Origin of the sequence: Vibrio sinaloensis DSM 21326 (genome assembly GCF_000189275.1) — a bacterium.
Classification (GTDB): Bacteria; Pseudomonadota; Gammaproteobacteria; order Enterobacterales; family Vibrionaceae; genus Vibrio; species Vibrio sinaloensis.
Map to the genome: position 1 here is coordinate 1 of NZ_AEVT01000085.1, position 16,349 is coordinate 16,349.

A 16,349-nucleotide genomic window follows, 5' to 3' on the forward strand; every position below is an offset into this window, starting at 1 on the left:
AGGAATTATTTGTGTATCGTTTAACGATAGCACCAAATAATGGTGCCTCGAGGCGGAATCGAACCACCGACACGAGGATTTTCAATCCTCTGCTCTACCGACTGAGCTATCGAGGCAAAAGAATGGTGCCGACTACCGGAATCGAACTGGTGACCTACTGATTACAAGTCAGTTGCTCTACCTACTGAGCTAAGTCGGCACACTGTATTCTTTGTGCTTTTGTTCGTGTTATAACTTCTTGTTAAGACACCAACAAATCAAATTGTGGTGCCCGGAGGCGGAATCGAACCACCGACACGAGGATTTTCAATCCTCTGCTCTACCGACTGAGCTATCCGGGCGACGGAGCGCTATTAAACGGATTTTCCGTCCCCCCGTCAACTGGTTTTTAGAAAAAAATTCAAAAAACCAGTTAACTGCCGACAATTTAAACGATTTGAGTGTTTAAGTTTTCTTTGAGTTAAATTCCTTTTTGAAATTTGTAACTTTTTCTAGATAACGACGTGCTTCCGCATTGGGGTGTTTCTTAGTTAGAGCCCAATAAACTTGATTGGGTTGCAGGGAGTTTAAGTCCCGCATCGCGCGTTTCCGATCATTTCGGTCAAAGGTGTTCAAAACGCCGCCAGTTCCGCCATTGTATGCAGAGATCATGCTGTATTCGAGGGAAGTGGGGTGGCTGACATCCTTTAAGTAGCGATTTTTAAGAATGTAAAAGTAGGCCGTACCCGTATCAATATTGTTTTCTGGGTTAAATAGATACTCTGGTGTCGGTTCGCCGGACTTTTTCTTGACCAGTTTAAATACATCGCGCCCCGCAGTTTTTGGTACGACTTGCATTAACCCATAGGCATTGGCCCAACTTACCGCGTATGGATTAAAGCTGCTTTCGGTTTTAATTATTGCGTAAATCAAATCTTCAGGGATGCCATACTTACGCGACGCTCGCTGAACAATGTCTGCGTATTTGTAGCTGCGTATTTGGAATTGCTCCTCGACCATAGGAATTTCAACGTAATACGCTTTTTTGAAGTCGACATCTTTCACTTTTAGGTGATTGGCAATCAAATAGTCGGCAAACCGATTGGCACGCCAAGACCACTGGATTGGCTGCTTGTCTTGGTCGACAACCTGTTGATACAAGAAGGGCTGTCCTTCCAAAGTGATCTCCTTAGAAGAAAAAAGATCAACATTCGCGGGATCGTCAGGTGTCAGTAAGGTGGTAATAATGGCACTTTTTAAGTGACCTTTAGGGTCGGTCGGTGAGACGGTTTCTACCGTAATCAAACCTTGATCAAAGTTCACTTCGGATCGGCTAAGGTAGTTGTCGATGTATTTTACGTAGTTACTTTTTCCCGCATACTTTATCTCGTTTCGTCCCCAGCGCTTTTCGATGTTGCCGGAGAAACTGCTGATAAGAGCATCTAGAGCGTCAGTGTCTTTTTCGAATTGACCGGGTAGCCCAGCAAGGTTTTTAGCAAAGCGATTGGTTGGCTCATAGTTAACATCATACAAGCCTTCGATAAATTCACGGCTACAACCTGTTAAGATCATGGCGAGAAAAAAGTAGCTTAACTTCTTCATATATATCCTAAAAAAATGACATCACTGCGGGCAATGATGTCATCTTTTACTTGTTCTAACTCTTTGGGTGGTTATTCACTTGGGGGCGTGTAACCCTCGATGTGAACCTCTTTACCTTCAAATAGGAAGCTGACCATTTCTGCTTCAAGCAGCTTACGGTGTTCAGGATCCATCATATTAAGTTTCTTTTCATTGATCAGCATGGTCTGTTTGTGTTGCCACTCAGCCCAAGCTTCCTTTGAAATGTTGTCGAAAATACGTTTGCCCAGTTCACCTGGATAAAGTTGAAAATCTAGACCGTCAGCTTCTTTCTGCAGTCGAGCACAAAATACGGTGCGGCTCATAACGATTCCTTAAATAATTAATGTTGAAGCTCAAACGGTAAGCTTTCCAGTAATTGCTTTACGGGTGCAGCTAAACCGATCTCTTCAGGTTGGGATAAGTTATACCAAAGACCTTTGTCCGCTTCCATCACCATATTAGGTTGCTTTGATAGGTCTACCAAAATAGGGGTGATATCGAGGTGATAATGACTGAAGGTATGGCGAAATGCGATCAGTTGACTCTGTTTCTTAATATCAACATCTTGAATTCCTCGGACGTCGATCTGATGTTGGACGTCAGCGGTGTCGTGCTGTGGAAAACAAAACAAACCGCCCCAGATTCCGGACTGTGGGCGTTGCTCAAGCCATACCTTGCCATCGCAGTGAAGCATGACAAACCATGCCTCTTTTATCGGCTTTTCTTTTTTCGGTTTCTTACCCGGGTAGTCAAGCGGGTTGCCTTGTTTATTGGCGACACACATTGATTCGATTGGGCACAAGGTACATTTGGGTTTGCTGCGAGTACACACCATGGCTCCCATGTCCATCATGGCTTGATTGTACTTGTCCACGTCGACTTGTGGTGTGTGGGCTTCTGCATAGTGCCACAGTTGATTCTCTACTTTCTTTTGTCCCGGCCAGCCTTCAACAGCAAAGCTGCGTGCTAAGGTTCGCTTAACATTGCCATCAAGAATGGCATGCGGCTGTTTATAAACGGACGAAAGAATGGCGGCGGCTGTCGAGCGGCCAATACCTGGTAGCGCATTCATCTCTTCTATATTGAGCGGAAACTCCCCCCCATATTGTTCGGCGACAACCTTGGCTGCTTTATGCAGGTTACGTGCGCGCGCGTAGTAACCAAGCCCTGTCCAAAGGTGCAGCACTTCGTCTTGCTCGGCATTGGCTAAATCAATCACGGTAGGAAAGCGCTCGAGAAATCGCTGGTAATAGGGAATAACTGTCGCAACTTGCGTCTGTTGCAACATGATTTCTGACAACCAAACGCTGTAAGCGGATTTGTTTTGTTGCCAGGGGAGGCTCTTACGGCCAAAATTTTCGTACCACTCTAAGATGGCACTGGCGAATGGAGTCACGACTTGCTCTGTTTTAGTTATCTAATCTGACAAAATTGCACCATAGTTTATGGGTAAAGTACAACCGATAAACAGTAAGGGTATACTTTCTGGTAGTGATGGCCGTTGAATTGTTTTAAAACACTTGCACCAGTGGCAATTCTTTGGATAATCACAATCCCTTTGAGTCGAGACCAATTTTTAGACAGGCAAAATCATGAGTGAAGTGACCACTAACGAGTACAACGAAGACGGTAAACTGATACGCAAAGTTCGCAGCTTTGTTCGACGCGAAGGTCGTTTGACCAAAGGCCAAGAAAACGCAATGAACGAGTGTTGGCCAACCATGGGTATCGATTACCAAGAAACGTTGCTTGATTGGCAAGAAGTGTTCGGTAATGACAACCCAGTCGTACTAGAAATTGGTTTTGGTATGGGCGCTTCATTAGTTGAAATGGCGAAAAATGCGCCTGAAAAGAACTTTATCGGTATTGAAGTTCATAGCCCGGGTGTTGGCGCATGTCTATCAGATGCGCGTGACGCGGGAATCACTAACCTACGTGTTATGTGCCACGACGCAGTAGAAGTATTCGCTAACATGATTCCAGACAGCAGTCTTGCCACACTGCAATTGTTCTTCCCTGACCCTTGGCATAAAAAGCGTCACCACAAGCGTCGTATCGTTCAACTCGATTTTGCTGAAATGGTTCGTCAGAAACTGATTGAAGGCGAAGGCATCTTCCATATGGCGACTGACTGGGAAAACTACGCTGAACACATGATTGAAGTGATGAATCAAGCGCCAGGCTTTGAGAATATTGCCCAAGACGGAGACTATATTCCTCGTCCGGATGAGCGTCCGTTAACCAAATTTGAAGCGCGCGGTCACCGTTTAGGCCACGGCGTTTGGGATATTAAATACAAGCGCGTAAAATAAGCGCGGTCAGGTTTGCTCAATAGCCTGATTAGACAAATTGCCAAAAGCCAACATTGATGATGTTGGCTTTTTTGACCCTATAAGAAAATAATAATAACTAATTGATTTTTAAGGTTGCCGATGAAACCGACGCAAGAGATTCTGCATGAAATTCTGCACGAAGTTCGCCCGCTAATTGGTCAAGGTAAAGTGGCTGACTATATACCAGCCTTAGCTAAGATCCCGGCGCAAAAATTGGGGATTGCGGTGTTTACCAATGATGGTCAAGTGATCAAAGCCGGTGATGCTGATGAGCCATTTTCTATTCAATCCATTTCTAAGGCGCTGAGTTTAACCTTGGCAATGTGCTTGTATAAACCGGAAGAGATTTGGTGTCGAGTTGGCAAAGAGCCTTCTGGGCAGGCGTTTAACTCTTTGATTCAGCTTGAGATGGAGCAGGGGATTCCCCGTAATCCGTTTATCAACGCTGGGGCCATTATTGTCGCAGATATGCTGAATAGCCGGCTATCTGCGCCACGTCAGCGATTGCTGGAGTTTGTGCGCCAGTTGTCGGGCGATACGCATATTTGCTACGACAAGATAGTTGCGGCGTCGGAAATGATGCACAGCGACCGCAATGCGGCGATTGCCTACTTGATGCGTTCATTTGGTAACTTTGAAAACGACGTGATACCTGTTCTTAACAACTACTTTCACGCCTGTGCATTGAAAATGAGTTGTGTCGACCTTGCCAAAACGTTCAGCTATTTGGCCAATAAAGGGACCTCTGTACAAACGGGTAAGCCTGTGATTACTTCCACCCAAACTAAGCAGCTCAACGCTCTGCTCGCGACTTGTGGTTTGTATGATGGGGCTGGAGAGTTTGCTTATCGTGTCGGTATGCCAGGAAAGTCAGGTGTCGGCGGCGGTATTATTGCAATTGTGCCTGGGGAAATGACCATCGCAGTGTGGTCACCTGAGCTCGACCCATCAGGTAACTCTCTCGCAGGGACTAAAGCTTTAGAACTACTGGCTGAGCGAATTGGCCGTTCGATCTTCTAATCGGGTAAGCGGTATTGATAACAAAGGGTTGAGGCTTTCGCATCAACCCTTTTTTGTCTCTGGGGTTACTCCTCCGCCATAAAGGCTTCGAGTAAATCGTTAAGAAACAATTTGCCTTTTTCGGTGATCTGCCAATGGCTATCGCTCTCAGCGATGTAACCCATCTCGATTGCCCAATCAATAGTCTCTTGAATGGCATCGAAGCCTAATCCAGTAGTATCGAGAAAGTCTTGTTTGGGGCATGCTTCAATAAGTCGAAAGCGGTTCATGAAAAACTCAAATGGTCGGTCTTGTTCTGCGACCTGTTCTTCACTATTTAAATAAGGTTTGACCATATTGTCATAGGCCGCCAGGTAACCCTTCGGGTGCTTGATCTTGGTGGTTCGTACTATACGACCATCCGCGAAGCTTATCTTTCCGTGAGAGCCGCAGCCAATGCCGAGGTAATCGCCAAAGCGCCAGTAGTTCAAGTTGTGTTGGCACTGATAGCCTGGCTTACTGTAGCCAGATATCTCGTACTGCACATAACCCGCGTCGGCTAATTTTTTATGCCCCAGCTCGAATATGTCCCACAAGTCATCGTCGTCGGGCAGAGTTGGCTGCTTGTAGTAGAACATCGTATTCGGCTCGATCGTAAGCTGATACCAGGATAGGTGGGGAGGATCTAGGGCGATCGCTTTCTCCAGATCGTTTAATGCTTGATCGACCGTTTGATTGGGCAGGCCATGCATCAGATCGAGGTTAAAGCTGTTTAGACCAATCTGATGCGCAAGCTTAGCGGCATTCACGGCTTCATCTTGGCCATGAATTCTTCCGAGCCGTTCTAGCTTTTGTTGCTCAAAGCTTTGCACACCAACAGATATACGAGTTACCCCTGCTTTTTGATAGCCAGCAAAACGTTCCGCTTCAATCGTACCTGGATTGGCCTCCATGGTAATTTCGATACCAGGTTTAAACGGCAACCTCGCTTCAATACCGCTCAGCAAATCAGCGATCCCTTGCGCAGAGATAAGGCTAGGCGTCCCACCACCAATGAAAATGGAATGAAGTAAGCGCGGGTTGCTCTCCAGTTGGTAGCGTTTGATATCGGCTTCTAGGTCTTGCAGTAAGGCGGCAATGTACTCTTTTTCTGGAATATCTGCTTTGAGTGCATGGGAGTTAAAGTCACAGTAAGGGCACTTTTGTACACACCATGGGATGTGTACATAAAGGCTAAGTGCGGGCGGTATTAGCTGACTCATTGCGATTATAACGATCGCTCAGAAAGCGTGGCAAACAGAGCTTTTAATGCTTTACCACGATGAGATAGCTGTTTCTTACGTGCTGGCTCTAACTCGGCTGAAGCGCAGTTGTCTTCTGGTACAAAAAAGATAGGATCATAACCAAAGCCATTCTCACCTTGCGCTTCTGTCAGAATACGACCTTCCCACTTACCATGGCACACAATAGGCGTTGGATCGTTTTCATGACGCATAAGCACCAGCACACAGTGGAAGCGAGCAGTGCGCTCTGCTGGTGGCACGTCTTTCATTGCATGGAGGAGTTTTTCTAGATTTTGCTGATCCGTTGCGTCTTCTCCGGCATAACGGGCAGAATAGATACCTGGAGCCCCTTGCAGTGCATCAACTTCAAGCCCTGAATCGTCTGCAATTGCAGCGAGTCCTGTCTCTTTCGCTGCATGGCGTGCTTTGATGATGGCATTTTCAATGAAAGTCGTTCCCGTTTCGGCGACTTCTGATACGTTGAACTCGCTTTGGGCGAGCACCTCAAAACCGAAGTCGGACAAAAGGTCGGCCATTTCTCGAACTTTGCCTTGGTTACCGGTCGCTAATACGATTTTGCTCATGGCGTCATTTCTCTGTATTGGAAGAGTGAAGTCTTAAGCGAGTGACTGTTACTCTTCGACGTAAAATTTCTGGGTGAACTTTAATGTGCCAGTGCCTTTATTGCCAGCATTAACATCGATCGTAAATGTTAAATTCTCTTCGTCACTGATCGGAAACTCAGCCAAGTAGTAAATTGCATTCGCTTCTTTCACTTCGCGGAAAGAGAGCTCGCGCGTTTGACCAATCAGGTTTTTTGCTGTTCCGGTGATCTTAGCAGTAATGGCTGGCTTACCTGCTTGATAATTATCTAATACGCTGATGTTAAGCAGAGCCGAATACCCGTTGCGTTTCAATTTATAGCTTCGAGCAACTTGTGGGGTGAGAAAGGTTGAGTTGAATGCTGAGTAGTGCACTTCAACATCCTTGATGGTTTTAAATTGACCTGCCCACGCTGGTACCGCTAGTACGCTGGCGAGCATTAAGCTTATCCATGTTTTCATTGCGCTTCCTTAATAAAGAAAAAGCCATCATAGGATGGCTTCGATTTCGGTTGGTATTTGTGCCGGCGAGCAAATCCACAATTGTTTGTGCCGACCCAATTCCCCTTTTTCTATATCGATTAGCCCTTTAGCAACTTTAAATTGTTTGGCGAGGTATTTACTCAAATGAGCGTTTGCTTTGCCATCGACTGGCGGCGCGGTAATCGCAACTTTGAGCTCATCTCCATGAAGGCCTACAATTTTGTCGCGGCTCGCTTTTGGTTGGATATAAAGGCGAATCACTAGGTCATCGCCTTCAAACCAAGCGGCCTTAGCCATTATAGTTGGAACCAGATAGGGCCGATCAGATCGCCCATTAAGAAGTTGATAAACTGTAGGGCGATGAACAGCACTAGCACGCTTAAGTCAAAGCCACCCATCGCAGGAATAATACGGCGAATTGGCGCCAGCATTGGCTCAGTTAGTTGGTGGAACACATACTCAATCGGGCTTCTCCCTTGGCTTACCCAGCTCAAAATTGCACGGATAAGCAGCACCCAGAATAACAGACCGCCGGCCGCTTTCAGTAGCGATAGGAAGCCTAGGAATAGGAAGTCTGCACTGAATGATACTGAGCCGTTCGATGCCACTAAGATGAGTGCAACAAACTTAAGTACACAAAGCACATAGGCAAACAATACCGTCGCAAGGTCGATGCCACCGACAGAAGGAATAACTCGGCGCAATGGCGCGATAACAGGTTGCGTTGCTTTAACGATAAATTGGGAGAACGGATTGTAGAAATCGGCACGGGCTGCTTGGAGCCAGATGCGTAAGATCACCACCATGATATATAGATCAAATAGGGTGGAAATCAGAAAGCTCATTGAGTTCATAGGTGACCCTTAGTTAGTGAGTGCAATACTCAAAGTTAAAACAGTGATTCCATTTCTTCAGCTCGAGCAACCGCTGCCTGCATTGCTTTAGCTACTATATCTGAAAGTTGATGTTGATTGAACGTTCGGAGAGCTTCTGCCGTTGTGCCGCCCTTTGACGTCACATTCTCACGTAGCGTCGCCAGATCGGTATCCGGATTGCCCACGACCATGCTTGCTGCGCCAAGTGCTGATTGTTGAACCAGTAAACGTGCCGTTTGTTGATCAAAGCCTTGGGCGATGGCCTCAGCTTGCATCGCTTCCATAAACAGGAAAAAGTAGGCTGGGGCGCTGCCAGCTGCGGCAATAATATTGTTGATCCCTGACTCTTGCTCTACCCAGCAGACTTTGCCACACGCTTGCATTAACTCGGCAGCAAACGCTTTATCTTGCTCGCAGACATGCGCAGGTGCATATAGTCCACTCATTCCCAATCCTAACTGGGAAGGGGTATTTGGCATGACGCGGACTAAGTTTAATTGACTGTTGAGCATCTGATTGAAGCGTTCGCTTTGGATGCCTGCAGCAATTGAAATCACCAATTTGTTAGACCAATCCACACCTTGAAGCGGCTTACAGACCTCCGCCATCATCTGCGGTTTTACCGATAAAACCACTACATCTGCGTCGGTGGCTGCTTGTTGGTTGTCGTTGGTCGTACAAATGCCAAATTGTTGCTCTAATGGTAAACGGCGGGTCTCTGAGGGGGCAGTTGCCGTAATCAGCTTGGCTGGGTATCCGCCCGCGACTAGCCCTGACACAATCGCTTTAACCATATTACCTGCGCCAATAAAGGCAATTTTTTTGTGTTCCATTGGTGATTTGATCCTTTTGAAATGACTTAGGCTTTGTTGCTGTAATCACGAGCACCAAATATTGCAGTGCCAATCCGTACCATGGTACTGCCGGCTTCAATCGCCGCTTCCATATCGCCACTCATCCCCATCGACAAAGTGTCCAATTGCTGGTTAGGGTAACGATTGATAAGTGTCTGTTGCAACTCGGCAAGCTGTTTAAACGCAGCCAACTGAGAGTCGTAGTCAGAAACATTCGCTGGAATTGACATTAACCCTCTTAACGTGAGGTTGGGTAAGGAAGAAATCAACTCCGCGAGAGCAAAGATTTCATCTTGGTTCAATCCTGATTTAGAGGCTTCACCGCTGGTATTTACCTGCATCAACACCTGAATTGGCGGGGAGCCAGCGGGTCTTTGGTCGTTCAGCCGTTGTGCGATTTTGGCGCGGTCTACGGTATGAACCCAAGCGAAGTTCTCCGCCACATGACGCGATTTATTTGATTGGATAGGGCCGATGAAGTGCCACTCCAGCTCAAGTTCTGGGTGATGTTGCGTGAAGTAGGCGACTTTTTCTGCCCCTTCTTGAACATAGTTCTCACCAAAAGCCAGTTGCCCTGCTTGCGCCGCTTCGAGAATTGCCCCGTTAGGTTTTGTCTTGCTGACAGCGAGAAGTTGCACGGAGTCTCGAGGTCGGCCACACTTTTGTTGTGCACTCGCAATCTGTGAGGTGATCTGTTCAATATTTTGTTGAATACTGTTCATAGCAGATTTTACTTAAGGAAAATAAATGGATATCGCTGAATTACTGGATTTTAGTGTAAAGCATAATGCATCAGATCTACATCTTTCTGCTGGAGTTTCGCCAATGGTGCGGATAGATGGTGAAGTGAGAAAGCTAGGTGTACCTGCGTTTAGCCACTCTGACGTCCATCGATTAGTGTTTGAAATCATGAATGATGCTCAGAGAAGCGAGTTTGAAGAGCGCCTCGAAGTCGACTTCTCATTTGAACTGCCCAACGTAGGGCGTTTTCGTGTTAATGCCTTTAATCAGTCTCGTGGCTGCGCTGCGGTACTCAGAACTATTCCAACCGAGATCCCGACCTTAGAGCAGTTAGAAGCCCCGCAGATTTTTGAGAAAATCGCCAATATGGAGAAAGGGTTAGTGCTGGTCACTGGGCCGACAGGCTCGGGTAAATCGACAACCTTGGCTGCGATGGTCGATCATATTAATCGTCATCAGAATAAGCATATTCTGACCATAGAGGATCCTATTGAGTTTGTTCATGGAAACAACAAATGTTTGATCAACCAGCGTGAAGTTCATCGTGATACTCACAGCTTTAATAACGCTCTGCGCAGCGCTCTACGTGAAGACCCGGACGTGATTTTAGTCGGCGAGCTTCGCGATCAAGAAACCATCAGCTTAGCGCTGACGGCTGCTGAAACCGGCCATTTGGTGTTTGGTACTTTGCATACCAGCTCAGCGGCAAAAACCATTGACCGTATCATTGATGTTTTCCCGGGCAGTGATAAAGAGATGGTGCGCTCTATGTTGTCGGAATCATTGCGTGCGGTGATTGCTCAGAAACTTCTCAAGCGTGTGGGAGGTGGTCGCATTGCGTGTCATGAGATCATGATGGCGACACCTGCGATTCGTAACTTGATCCGTGAAGACAAAGTGGCGCAAATGTACTCTGTGATTCAAACTGGAGCCGCTCATGGAATGCAGACCATGGAGCAAAATGCCAAGCAATTGATGGCGCAAGGCCAGGTGGACGCCGATGAAGTCGCCAAGAAAATTGAAACTGATATAAATAACTCATTCTGATCGGTGATCAATATGGATATCAACGCTTACCTGCAAGGAATGAATCACCAGAAATCTTCTGACCTGTACATCACGGTAGGGGCTCCTGTGCTTTATCGTGTCGATGGCGAACTCAGAGCTCACGGTGAAAAGCTCTCTTTGGTTGAAGTGAATCGACTGCTTGAAAGCATGATGGACAGTGAACGACAGCAGGAATTCCATGCCAGTAAAGAGGCGAACTTTGCGATTGTGCGAGACTTTGGCCGCTATCGTGTCTCCGCTTTTTATCAGCGTGAGTTGCCCGGTGCGGTGATTCGCCGTATTGAAACAACGATCCCGAGCTTTGAAGACTTACGTCTGCCTGATGTACTGCAAGATCTTTCAATTGCTAAGCGTGGCTTAGTGCTGGTGGTTGGGGCGACTGGGTCGGGCAAATCGACAACCATGGCCGCGATGACGGGCTATCGCAATACGCATCGCACGGGGCATATCTTAACCGTTGAAGATCCAATTGAGTTTGTTCATGAGCATAAGCGCTGCATCGTCACTCAGCGAGAAGTGGGGTTAGACACGGACAGTTATGAAGTGGCGTTGAAGAACTCACTTCGTCAAGCGCCAGATATGATTCTCATAGGTGAAATTCGTTCGCGTGAAACCATGGAATACGCCATGACCTTTGCCGAGACGGGCCATTTGTGTATGGCGACGTTACATGCCAATAACGCGAACCAAGCACTTGAGCGGATATTACACTTGGTACCGAAAGAGCAAAAAGAGCAGTTTTTGTTTGATTTATCAATGAATTTACGTGGAGTCATCGGTCAACAACTGATACGCGACAAAAATGGCCAAGGTCGCCATGGGGTGTTTGAGATCTTGTTGAACAGCCCGCGTGTATCGGATCTGATCCGCCGTGGAGACTTACATGAGCTCAAAGCGACCATGGCAAAATCTCAAGAGATTGGTATGCAGACGTTTGATCAAGCCTTGTATCAGTTGGTTGTTGCAGGGAAAATCAATGAAGAGGATGCTTTGCACAGTGCCGATTCTGCGAACGATTTGCGTATCATGCTCAAAACTCAGCGAGGTGATGGTTTCTCTGGCGGTTCGTTGAGTAACGTGAAAATAGATATGGATTAATGTCGTTAGCCTTGTTTGCTAAAAAGGGGGGAGACGTAACGCGTCACCCCCTTTTCATTATCCGTATTGAGTTTCAAACCAACTTTCCAAAATGACTACAGCAGATTGGCAGTCAACATTCCCTTTGCTCAGTGCTTTGTAACCGCCCATATTGAACAGCTCTGCACGTGCTTCTGTGGTTGATAAGCGCTCATCATGCAGCTCGACAGGCAAACCAAAGCGACCATGTAGGCGATTGGCAAATTTCTTTGCTCGAGGGGTAATGGTTTCTAAATCTCTACCGTGAAGATCGGTAGGGAGGCCAACCACCAATAGATCGGGTTGCCACTCTTTAATTAGTTTTTCAATATCATCCCAATTTGGAATGCCATCATTGGCTTTAAAAGCTTTTAGGGGAGAGGCTGTCCCCGTGATTTCTTGGCCGATAGCACTACCAATGCTTTTGGTGCCAAAGTCAAATGACATGATGGTTCTAGACATGCGTATCCTGTAGTCAGTTATTAAAATTTGCGCTTAAGCGTGGCCGATATCACTGGATAGTTGGGAGACATTAATACCTAGCATTTGTACTGCGGTTTGCCAGCGCTCGGCAATCGGAGTATTGAATATGACATCTGGGTCGGCTTCAATCGTCAGCCAGGAGTTCTCCGATAGCTCGCTTTCTAATTGCCCAGGCTCCCAACCGGCATAGCCCAATGCTACCAAATATTGGTTAGGCTCTGCTTCTGTCCCCAGAACACCGAGAATATCTCGGGATGTCGTGACTGTAATGTTGTCGGTCATCTGAATACTAGATTCGTATTCATCTTTAGGGTAATGGAGGATAAAGCCGCGATCACTGGACACCGGTCCACCTTTCAGTACTGGCTTCTCTAGGCTGTCAGTAAGCAGTTGCGGGTGGACAGACTCTACGTCGACCTGTTTGAGCATTTTTCCGACGGTAACATCGATTGGAGCATTTATCATTAACCCCATAGCGCCTTCATCATTGTGCTCGCACACATAGATAACGCTGCGTTCAAAGTAGGGATCTTTCATCCCTGGCATCGCGACTAAAAAGTGGTTGGTTAAATTCATAGACACTCCAATGTATTTATTCTGGGGCAGCGAATCGCCACCCCATTGTTATTATTGGTTGATGCGGCGTTCAATCGCATCCATAAGTTTGCCTGTGATAGAAACATCAAATGCCGCTTCAATTTCACGAATACAAGTTGGACTTGTTACGTTAATTTCCGTCAGCTTGTCGCCAATCACATCGAGACCAACGAAGATAAGACCTTTTTCTTTAAGTGTAGGCGCTACAGCTGCAGCGATCTTTTTATCTGTCTCGCTTAATGGGCGCGCTTCTCCAGTGCCCCCTGCTGCGAGGTTGCCGCGTGTTTCGCCTTTCGCTGGGATTCGAGCAAGGCAGTAAGGCATAGGTTCACCATCGACCACAAGAATACGCTTGTCACCATTGCTGATATCTGGCACGAAGGTTTGCGCCATCGCGTAGTTTTGCCCATGGTTGGTTAGAGTCTCGATAATGACTGAAACATTAGGATCGTTTTCTTTAACGCGGAAAATGGAAGCACCACCCATACCGTCTAGCGGCTTGAGGATCACATCACCGTGCTCGTCTCGGAACGCTTTGATCTTCTCTGCTTTGCGCGTCACGATGGTGGTTGGGGTTAGCTCTGGGAACCATGCAGTAAATAGCTTTTCGTTACAATCGCGAAGACTCTGTGGTTTGTTGACGATGAGCGTGCCGTTTTCTTCCGCTCGCTCTAAGATGTAAGTTGCGTAGATGTACTCTGTATCAAACGGAGGATCTTTACGCATCAATACTGCATCAAGCTCTGAAAGTTCGATGGTTTGTTCTGACTTAAACTGATACCAACCATTCGGGTCTTCCTTTAGTTCAACCACTTTGGTATCAGCAACGGCCACACCCTGATCAAGGTGTAGGTCGGCCATTTCCATGTAATGGATTTCGTAGCCGCGGCGCTGCGCTTCAAGCATCATGGCAAAGCTAGAGTCTTTCTTGATGTTAATGGACGAGATTGGGTCCATTACGATACCTAATTTGATCATGTTCTTTCTCCGTTTAACCAAGATCGCCGAAACGAACTTGCAAGGCTGTAATTGCAGTTAGAGCCGCTGTCTCGGTACGCAATACACGTGGACCAAGCAGTGTCTCTTCAAATTTGTATTTCTCTGTCATGCTGATCTCTTCAGCTGATAAGCCACCTTCAGGACCAATCAGAAGGCGGACTCTCTCTACTGGAGTTGGTAAGGTATTGATCGAATATTTTGCTCTAGGGTGAAGGTTTAGCTTCAAGCCGTCATATTCTTCACCGCACCAATCTTCAAGCTGCATGATTGGTCGAATCTCTGGCACTGTATTTCGGCCGCACTGTTCACAAGCGCTGATCGCTATCTTTTGCCATTGGGCCATTTTCTTTTCAAATCGTTTCTGATCGAGCTTGACCCCGCAGCGTTCAGAGATAAGCGGAGTGATGGTGTTCACGCCCAGTTCCACCGACTTTTGGATGGTAAATTCCATTTTGTCACCGCGAGAGACAACTTGGCCTAAATGCAAGTCGAGTGGTGATTCTGCGCTGCGTTCGATGCGTTCCGTTACCTCAACTTCAACCGATTTTTTCGATACGCTGGAAATCGTGGCGGGAAATTCGCTTCCACTGCCATCGAATAGCAAGACCTGTTGGCCTTCCTTCATGCGCAAAACTCGCCCAATGTGACCTGCGGCATCATCACTTAACATAAGTGAGCCTAGCTGAGTAATAGCGTCAGGGTGATAGATTCGTGGGATTCGCATGGTTTTCGATTTCCTGCAGGAGGTTTAGAGATAACCTCTAACATGGATGCTGAAGGGTGAAAAAACAAGTAGCGAGAGAAAATAGGATCTAGCTCTGATAGCCAACAATATAAAATTGTCATTTGTGGTGTGAATAAATAAAATTCGCTCGATTGAATATAAATATAATTATCAAAGGCTTGTCTATGTATCCATTTAAAAAACGTTCTGTGTTGGCTAGTTGTATCACCGCTTTGATGCTGGCGGGTTGTGGCGGCGGAGGTTCGGGGTCTTCGGCTTCAGAATCGTCGCGAATTACATCTCCCAATATCAATGGAAAGCCGTCGCTAGAGCGCGTTTCTGCTTATCAAACGAGCCAACACTCTTCTGATGTGGTTGAGTGTTCCAAAGCTTTCCTCAATGATGAGTCCTGTGATTTGGCGGTCATTCAGCCGATTGGAATCAATGATCAAGATGTCACAATTGACCAGATAAAGCAGCGATTGGTGGTGTCTGACTCTTGGATGGCTGAGAGTTTTATCGCAGCTCTAGAAGAGATAAATGATCAAGATTTGCTGAACTTGTTCAAGCCACTAAATAGCGTGGTAATCAGCTACGATGTGCGTCCTTCTTTTTACACCACAAGTACTGCATCAATGTATATTGACCCGAGATATGTGTGGCGCAATAAAGCCGAATGGGATTCAATCCATAAGCAGGAAGATTATCGTAGTAGCTTTCAAACGGAGTTCCAGGTTGATAACGCCCAACGCTATGTCGTCCAGGGAACCAATGAATATGTTACCTATTCAAACTCTTACAGAGCAGAATATAATGAAGCGCGAACGACAGCGCAAATCGCTCCTGGTTTATTTAGGCTGTTAGCGCATGAACTTGCTCATGCGAATGATTTCTTACCAGCACTAGATTTAGCTCAAGTGCCAGACGCAGGTTCGATTAATGACTATATTCGACCGCTAGTGAAGCTAAATGCCGATCTTCAAGCCTACAGTCCAATCGAATCAGAAATCCTTAAAGAAGCCGCTCAAATTGCTTTTCAGGGTAAGGATATGACGGATGCTGTTCGGGATATGACGGGCGTTGAAGCGGGTGCAGCGTTTGAGCCAGACAAAGCCGCTGAGTTTTATTCCTATTCCCATCCGGCGGAAGATGTTGCGATGCTGTTTGAAGCTTACATGATGTATAAAAAGTACAATGCATTATCTGATGTTGCTTTCCTCGCGATTCCTCAACACGCTAACCCATCCTGCAATGACTGGAAAATCCAATGGGGTCAGCGTTCGAGACTATCTGATGCAGGTGTTAAAGAGAGAGCAGTGTTCGTTGCTGGGCGTATTTTGGGTAAAGAAGACGATGCGGTTCTTGGTGAACTGAATGGGTTACCTTTGGCGCCTAGCGCATTAAACTATGGTGATGGTTGGTGTGAAAGTCAGCAAGTTATCAGTCACGCTTCTAGAGGAGCATGGATTGAACCATCTAGCAGCGAAGAGGAAGAAAACTTACGCTACCTAGAAGATTTCGAATTGTAATGATAAAAGAGGCTCTTACACGTAAGAGCCTCTTTTTTTATTGGCAACCCTGAAGTACAAA

At 46.5% G+C, this 16,349-nt stretch carries 19 protein-coding genes and 3 tRNA genes; 5 read left to right on the forward strand and 17 right to left on the reverse strand.

Features of this window, described 5'->3' with window-relative positions; all coding sequences use genetic code 11:
• Window positions 1–40: 40 nt before the first annotated feature.
• The 6 genes from RH45_RS15330 to mutY all read right to left on the reverse strand — a co-directional run bounded on the left by RH45_RS15330 (window position 41) and on the right by mutY (window position 2,998).
• Window positions 41–116, reverse strand: a tRNA-Phe gene (locus RH45_RS15330).
• 7 nt (window positions 117–123) lie between these two features.
• Window positions 124–199 (reverse strand) — tRNA-Thr (locus RH45_RS15335).
• A 66-nt stretch (window positions 200–265) separates the two neighbouring features.
• A tRNA-Phe gene (locus tag RH45_RS15340) sits at window positions 266–341 on the reverse strand.
• A 103-nt stretch (window positions 342–444) separates the two neighbouring features.
• Window positions 445–1,581 (reverse strand): membrane-bound lytic murein transglycosylase MltC, encoded by a 1,137-nt coding sequence (mltC, locus tag RH45_RS15345; RefSeq protein WP_008078684.1) that lies wholly within the window; start codon window positions 1,579–1,581, stop codon window positions 445–447.
• A 71-nt stretch (window positions 1,582–1,652) separates the two neighbouring features.
• On the reverse strand, window positions 1,653–1,925 hold the full coding sequence (locus tag RH45_RS15350; protein ID WP_008078685.1) for an oxidative damage protection protein: 273 nt from the start codon (window positions 1,923–1,925) through the stop codon (window positions 1,653–1,655).
• A 17-nt stretch (window positions 1,926–1,942) separates the two neighbouring features.
• The gene (gene mutY, locus RH45_RS15355; RefSeq protein WP_008078686.1) at window positions 1,943–2,998 is read right to left on the reverse strand and encodes an A/G-specific adenine glycosylase; all 1,056 of its coding nucleotides are present in this window, start codon (window positions 2,996–2,998) and stop codon (window positions 1,943–1,945) included.
• 196 nt (window positions 2,999–3,194) lie between these two features.
• Here mutY and trmB point away from each other — a divergent pair, with 196 nt between their 5' ends.
• Window positions 3,195–3,914: a tRNA (guanosine(46)-N7)-methyltransferase TrmB gene (trmB, locus tag RH45_RS15360; RefSeq protein WP_008078687.1), complete on the forward strand. Its 720-nt coding sequence runs from the start codon at window positions 3,195–3,197 to the stop codon at window positions 3,912–3,914.
• A gap of 120 nt (window positions 3,915–4,034) precedes the next feature.
• A complete protein-coding gene (gene glsB / locus RH45_RS15365; RefSeq protein ID WP_008078688.1) occupies window positions 4,035–4,955 on the forward strand; it encodes a glutaminase B in 921 nt (306 codons plus the stop codon).
• A gap of 65 nt (window positions 4,956–5,020) precedes the next feature.
• Here glsB and hemW read toward each other — a convergent pair whose 3' ends face one another.
• Genes hemW through RH45_RS15400 form a run of 7 tightly spaced genes read right to left on the reverse strand, consistent with a single transcriptional unit; the run spans window position 5,021 to window position 9,753 of the window.
• Complete coding sequence (gene hemW / locus RH45_RS15370) at window positions 5,021–6,196, reverse strand: radical SAM family heme chaperone HemW (protein ID WP_008078689.1); 1,176 nt, start codon at window positions 6,194–6,196, stop codon at window positions 5,021–5,023.
• A 5-nt stretch (window positions 6,197–6,201) separates the two neighbouring features.
• Window positions 6,202–6,801: an XTP/dITP diphosphatase gene (locus tag RH45_RS15375; protein WP_008078690.1), complete on the reverse strand. Its 600-nt coding sequence runs from the start codon at window positions 6,799–6,801 to the stop codon at window positions 6,202–6,204.
• A 48-nt stretch (window positions 6,802–6,849) separates the two neighbouring features.
• On the reverse strand, window positions 6,850–7,281 hold the full coding sequence (locus tag RH45_RS15380) for a DUF4426 domain-containing protein (RefSeq protein ID WP_008078691.1): 432 nt from the start codon (window positions 7,279–7,281) through the stop codon (window positions 6,850–6,852).
• Between the two features lie 27 nt (window positions 7,282–7,308).
• Entirely contained in the window at window positions 7,309–7,599 is a 291-nt protein-coding gene (yggU, locus tag RH45_RS15385) for a DUF167 family protein YggU (RefSeq protein ID WP_008078692.1), read from the reverse strand.
• Window positions 7,599–8,156 (reverse strand): YggT family protein, encoded by a 558-nt coding sequence (locus tag RH45_RS15390; protein WP_008078693.1) that lies wholly within the window; start codon window positions 8,154–8,156, stop codon window positions 7,599–7,601. The genes yggU and RH45_RS15390 overlap by 1 nt, the downstream gene beginning before the upstream one ends.
• Before the next feature lie 35 nt (window positions 8,157–8,191).
• Window positions 8,192–9,010, reverse strand: a complete 819-nt coding sequence (proC, locus tag RH45_RS15395; RefSeq protein WP_008078694.1) for a pyrroline-5-carboxylate reductase — start codon at window positions 9,008–9,010, stop codon at window positions 8,192–8,194.
• 26 nt (window positions 9,011–9,036) lie between these two features.
• Window positions 9,037–9,753 (reverse strand): YggS family pyridoxal phosphate-dependent enzyme, encoded by a 717-nt coding sequence (locus RH45_RS15400; protein ID WP_008078695.1) that lies wholly within the window; start codon window positions 9,751–9,753, stop codon window positions 9,037–9,039.
• Window positions 9,754–9,778: 25 nt separating this feature from the next.
• Here RH45_RS15400 and RH45_RS15405 point away from each other — a divergent pair, with 25 nt between their 5' ends.
• Entirely contained in the window at window positions 9,779–10,819 is a 1,041-nt protein-coding gene (locus tag RH45_RS15405) for a type IV pilus twitching motility protein PilT (RefSeq protein ID WP_008078696.1), read from the forward strand.
• Window positions 10,820–10,831: 12 nt separating this feature from the next.
• Entirely contained in the window at window positions 10,832–11,938 is a 1,107-nt protein-coding gene (locus tag RH45_RS15410) for a PilT/PilU family type 4a pilus ATPase (RefSeq protein WP_008078697.1), read from the forward strand.
• 57 nt (window positions 11,939–11,995) lie between these two features.
• Here the strand turns inward: RH45_RS15410 and ruvX are convergent, their stop codons facing one another.
• Genes ruvX through rsmE form a run of 4 tightly spaced genes read right to left on the reverse strand, consistent with a single transcriptional unit; the run spans window position 11,996 to window position 14,759 of the window.
• Entirely contained in the window at window positions 11,996–12,418 is a 423-nt protein-coding gene (gene ruvX / locus RH45_RS15415) for a Holliday junction resolvase RuvX (RefSeq protein WP_008078699.1), read from the reverse strand.
• A gap of 33 nt (window positions 12,419–12,451) precedes the next feature.
• Complete coding sequence (locus RH45_RS15420) at window positions 12,452–13,015, reverse strand: YqgE/AlgH family protein (RefSeq protein ID WP_008078701.1); 564 nt, start codon at window positions 13,013–13,015, stop codon at window positions 12,452–12,454.
• 51 nt (window positions 13,016–13,066) lie between these two features.
• Window positions 13,067–14,014, reverse strand: coding sequence for a glutathione synthase (gene gshB, locus RH45_RS15425; protein ID WP_008078704.1), 948 nt, complete (start codon window positions 14,012–14,014; stop codon window positions 13,067–13,069).
• Between the two features lie 13 nt (window positions 14,015–14,027).
• Window positions 14,028–14,759 carry a 16S rRNA (uracil(1498)-N(3))-methyltransferase gene (gene rsmE, locus RH45_RS15430; RefSeq protein WP_008078708.1) on the reverse strand — a complete coding sequence of 244 codons (732 nt, stop codon included), beginning with the start codon at window positions 14,757–14,759 and terminating at the stop codon, window positions 14,028–14,030.
• Between the two features lie 185 nt (window positions 14,760–14,944).
• Between rsmE and RH45_RS15435 the strand changes: the two genes are divergently transcribed.
• A complete protein-coding gene (locus tag RH45_RS15435; protein ID WP_008078711.1) occupies window positions 14,945–16,288 on the forward strand; it encodes a hypothetical protein in 1,344 nt (447 codons plus the stop codon).
• Window positions 16,289–16,349 lie beyond the last annotated feature (61 nt).

Coding starts and splice junctions, on each gene's coding strand:
- mltC (WP_008078684.1), bottom strand. CDS start 1,581: ATGAAGAAGTTAAGCTACTTTTTTCTCGCCATGATCTTAACAGGTTGT.
- RH45_RS15350 (WP_008078685.1), bottom strand. CDS start 1,925: ATGAGCCGCACCGTATTTTGTGCTCGACTGCAGAAAGAAGCTGACGGT.
- trmB (WP_008078687.1), top strand. CDS start 3,195: ATGAGTGAAGTGACCACTAACGAGTACAACGAAGACGGTAAACTGATA.
- glsB (WP_008078688.1), top strand. CDS start 4,035: ATGAAACCGACGCAAGAGATTCTGCATGAAATTCTGCACGAAGTTCGC.
- hemW (WP_008078689.1), bottom strand. CDS start 6,196: ATGAGTCAGCTAATACCGCCCGCACTTAGCCTTTATGTACACATCCCA.
- RH45_RS15375 (WP_008078690.1), bottom strand. CDS start 6,801: ATGAGCAAAATCGTATTAGCGACCGGTAACCAAGGCAAAGTTCGAGAA.
- RH45_RS15380 (WP_008078691.1), bottom strand. CDS start 7,281: ATGAAAACATGGATAAGCTTAATGCTCGCCAGCGTACTAGCGGTACCA.
- yggU (WP_008078692.1), bottom strand. CDS start 7,599: ATGGCTAAGGCCGCTTGGTTTGAAGGCGATGACCTAGTGATTCGCCTT.
- RH45_RS15390 (WP_008078693.1), bottom strand. CDS start 8,156: ATGAACTCAATGAGCTTTCTGATTTCCACCCTATTTGATCTATATATC.
- proC (WP_008078694.1), bottom strand. CDS start 9,010: ATGGAACACAAAAAAATTGCCTTTATTGGCGCAGGTAATATGGTTAAA.
- RH45_RS15400 (WP_008078695.1), bottom strand. CDS start 9,753: ATGAACAGTATTCAACAAAATATTGAACAGATCACCTCACAGATTGCG.
- RH45_RS15405 (WP_008078696.1), top strand. CDS start 9,779: ATGGATATCGCTGAATTACTGGATTTTAGTGTAAAGCATAATGCATCA.
- RH45_RS15410 (WP_008078697.1), top strand. CDS start 10,832: ATGGATATCAACGCTTACCTGCAAGGAATGAATCACCAGAAATCTTCT.
- ruvX (WP_008078699.1), bottom strand. CDS start 12,418: ATGTCTAGAACCATCATGTCATTTGACTTTGGCACCAAAAGCATTGGT.
- RH45_RS15420 (WP_008078701.1), bottom strand. CDS start 13,015: ATGAATTTAACCAACCACTTTTTAGTCGCGATGCCAGGGATGAAAGAT.
- gshB (WP_008078704.1), bottom strand. CDS start 14,014: ATGATCAAATTAGGTATCGTAATGGACCCAATCTCGTCCATTAACATC.
- rsmE (WP_008078708.1), bottom strand. CDS start 14,759: ATGCGAATCCCACGAATCTATCACCCTGACGCTATTACTCAGCTAGGC.
- RH45_RS15435 (WP_008078711.1), top strand. CDS start 14,945: ATGTATCCATTTAAAAAACGTTCTGTGTTGGCTAGTTGTATCACCGCT.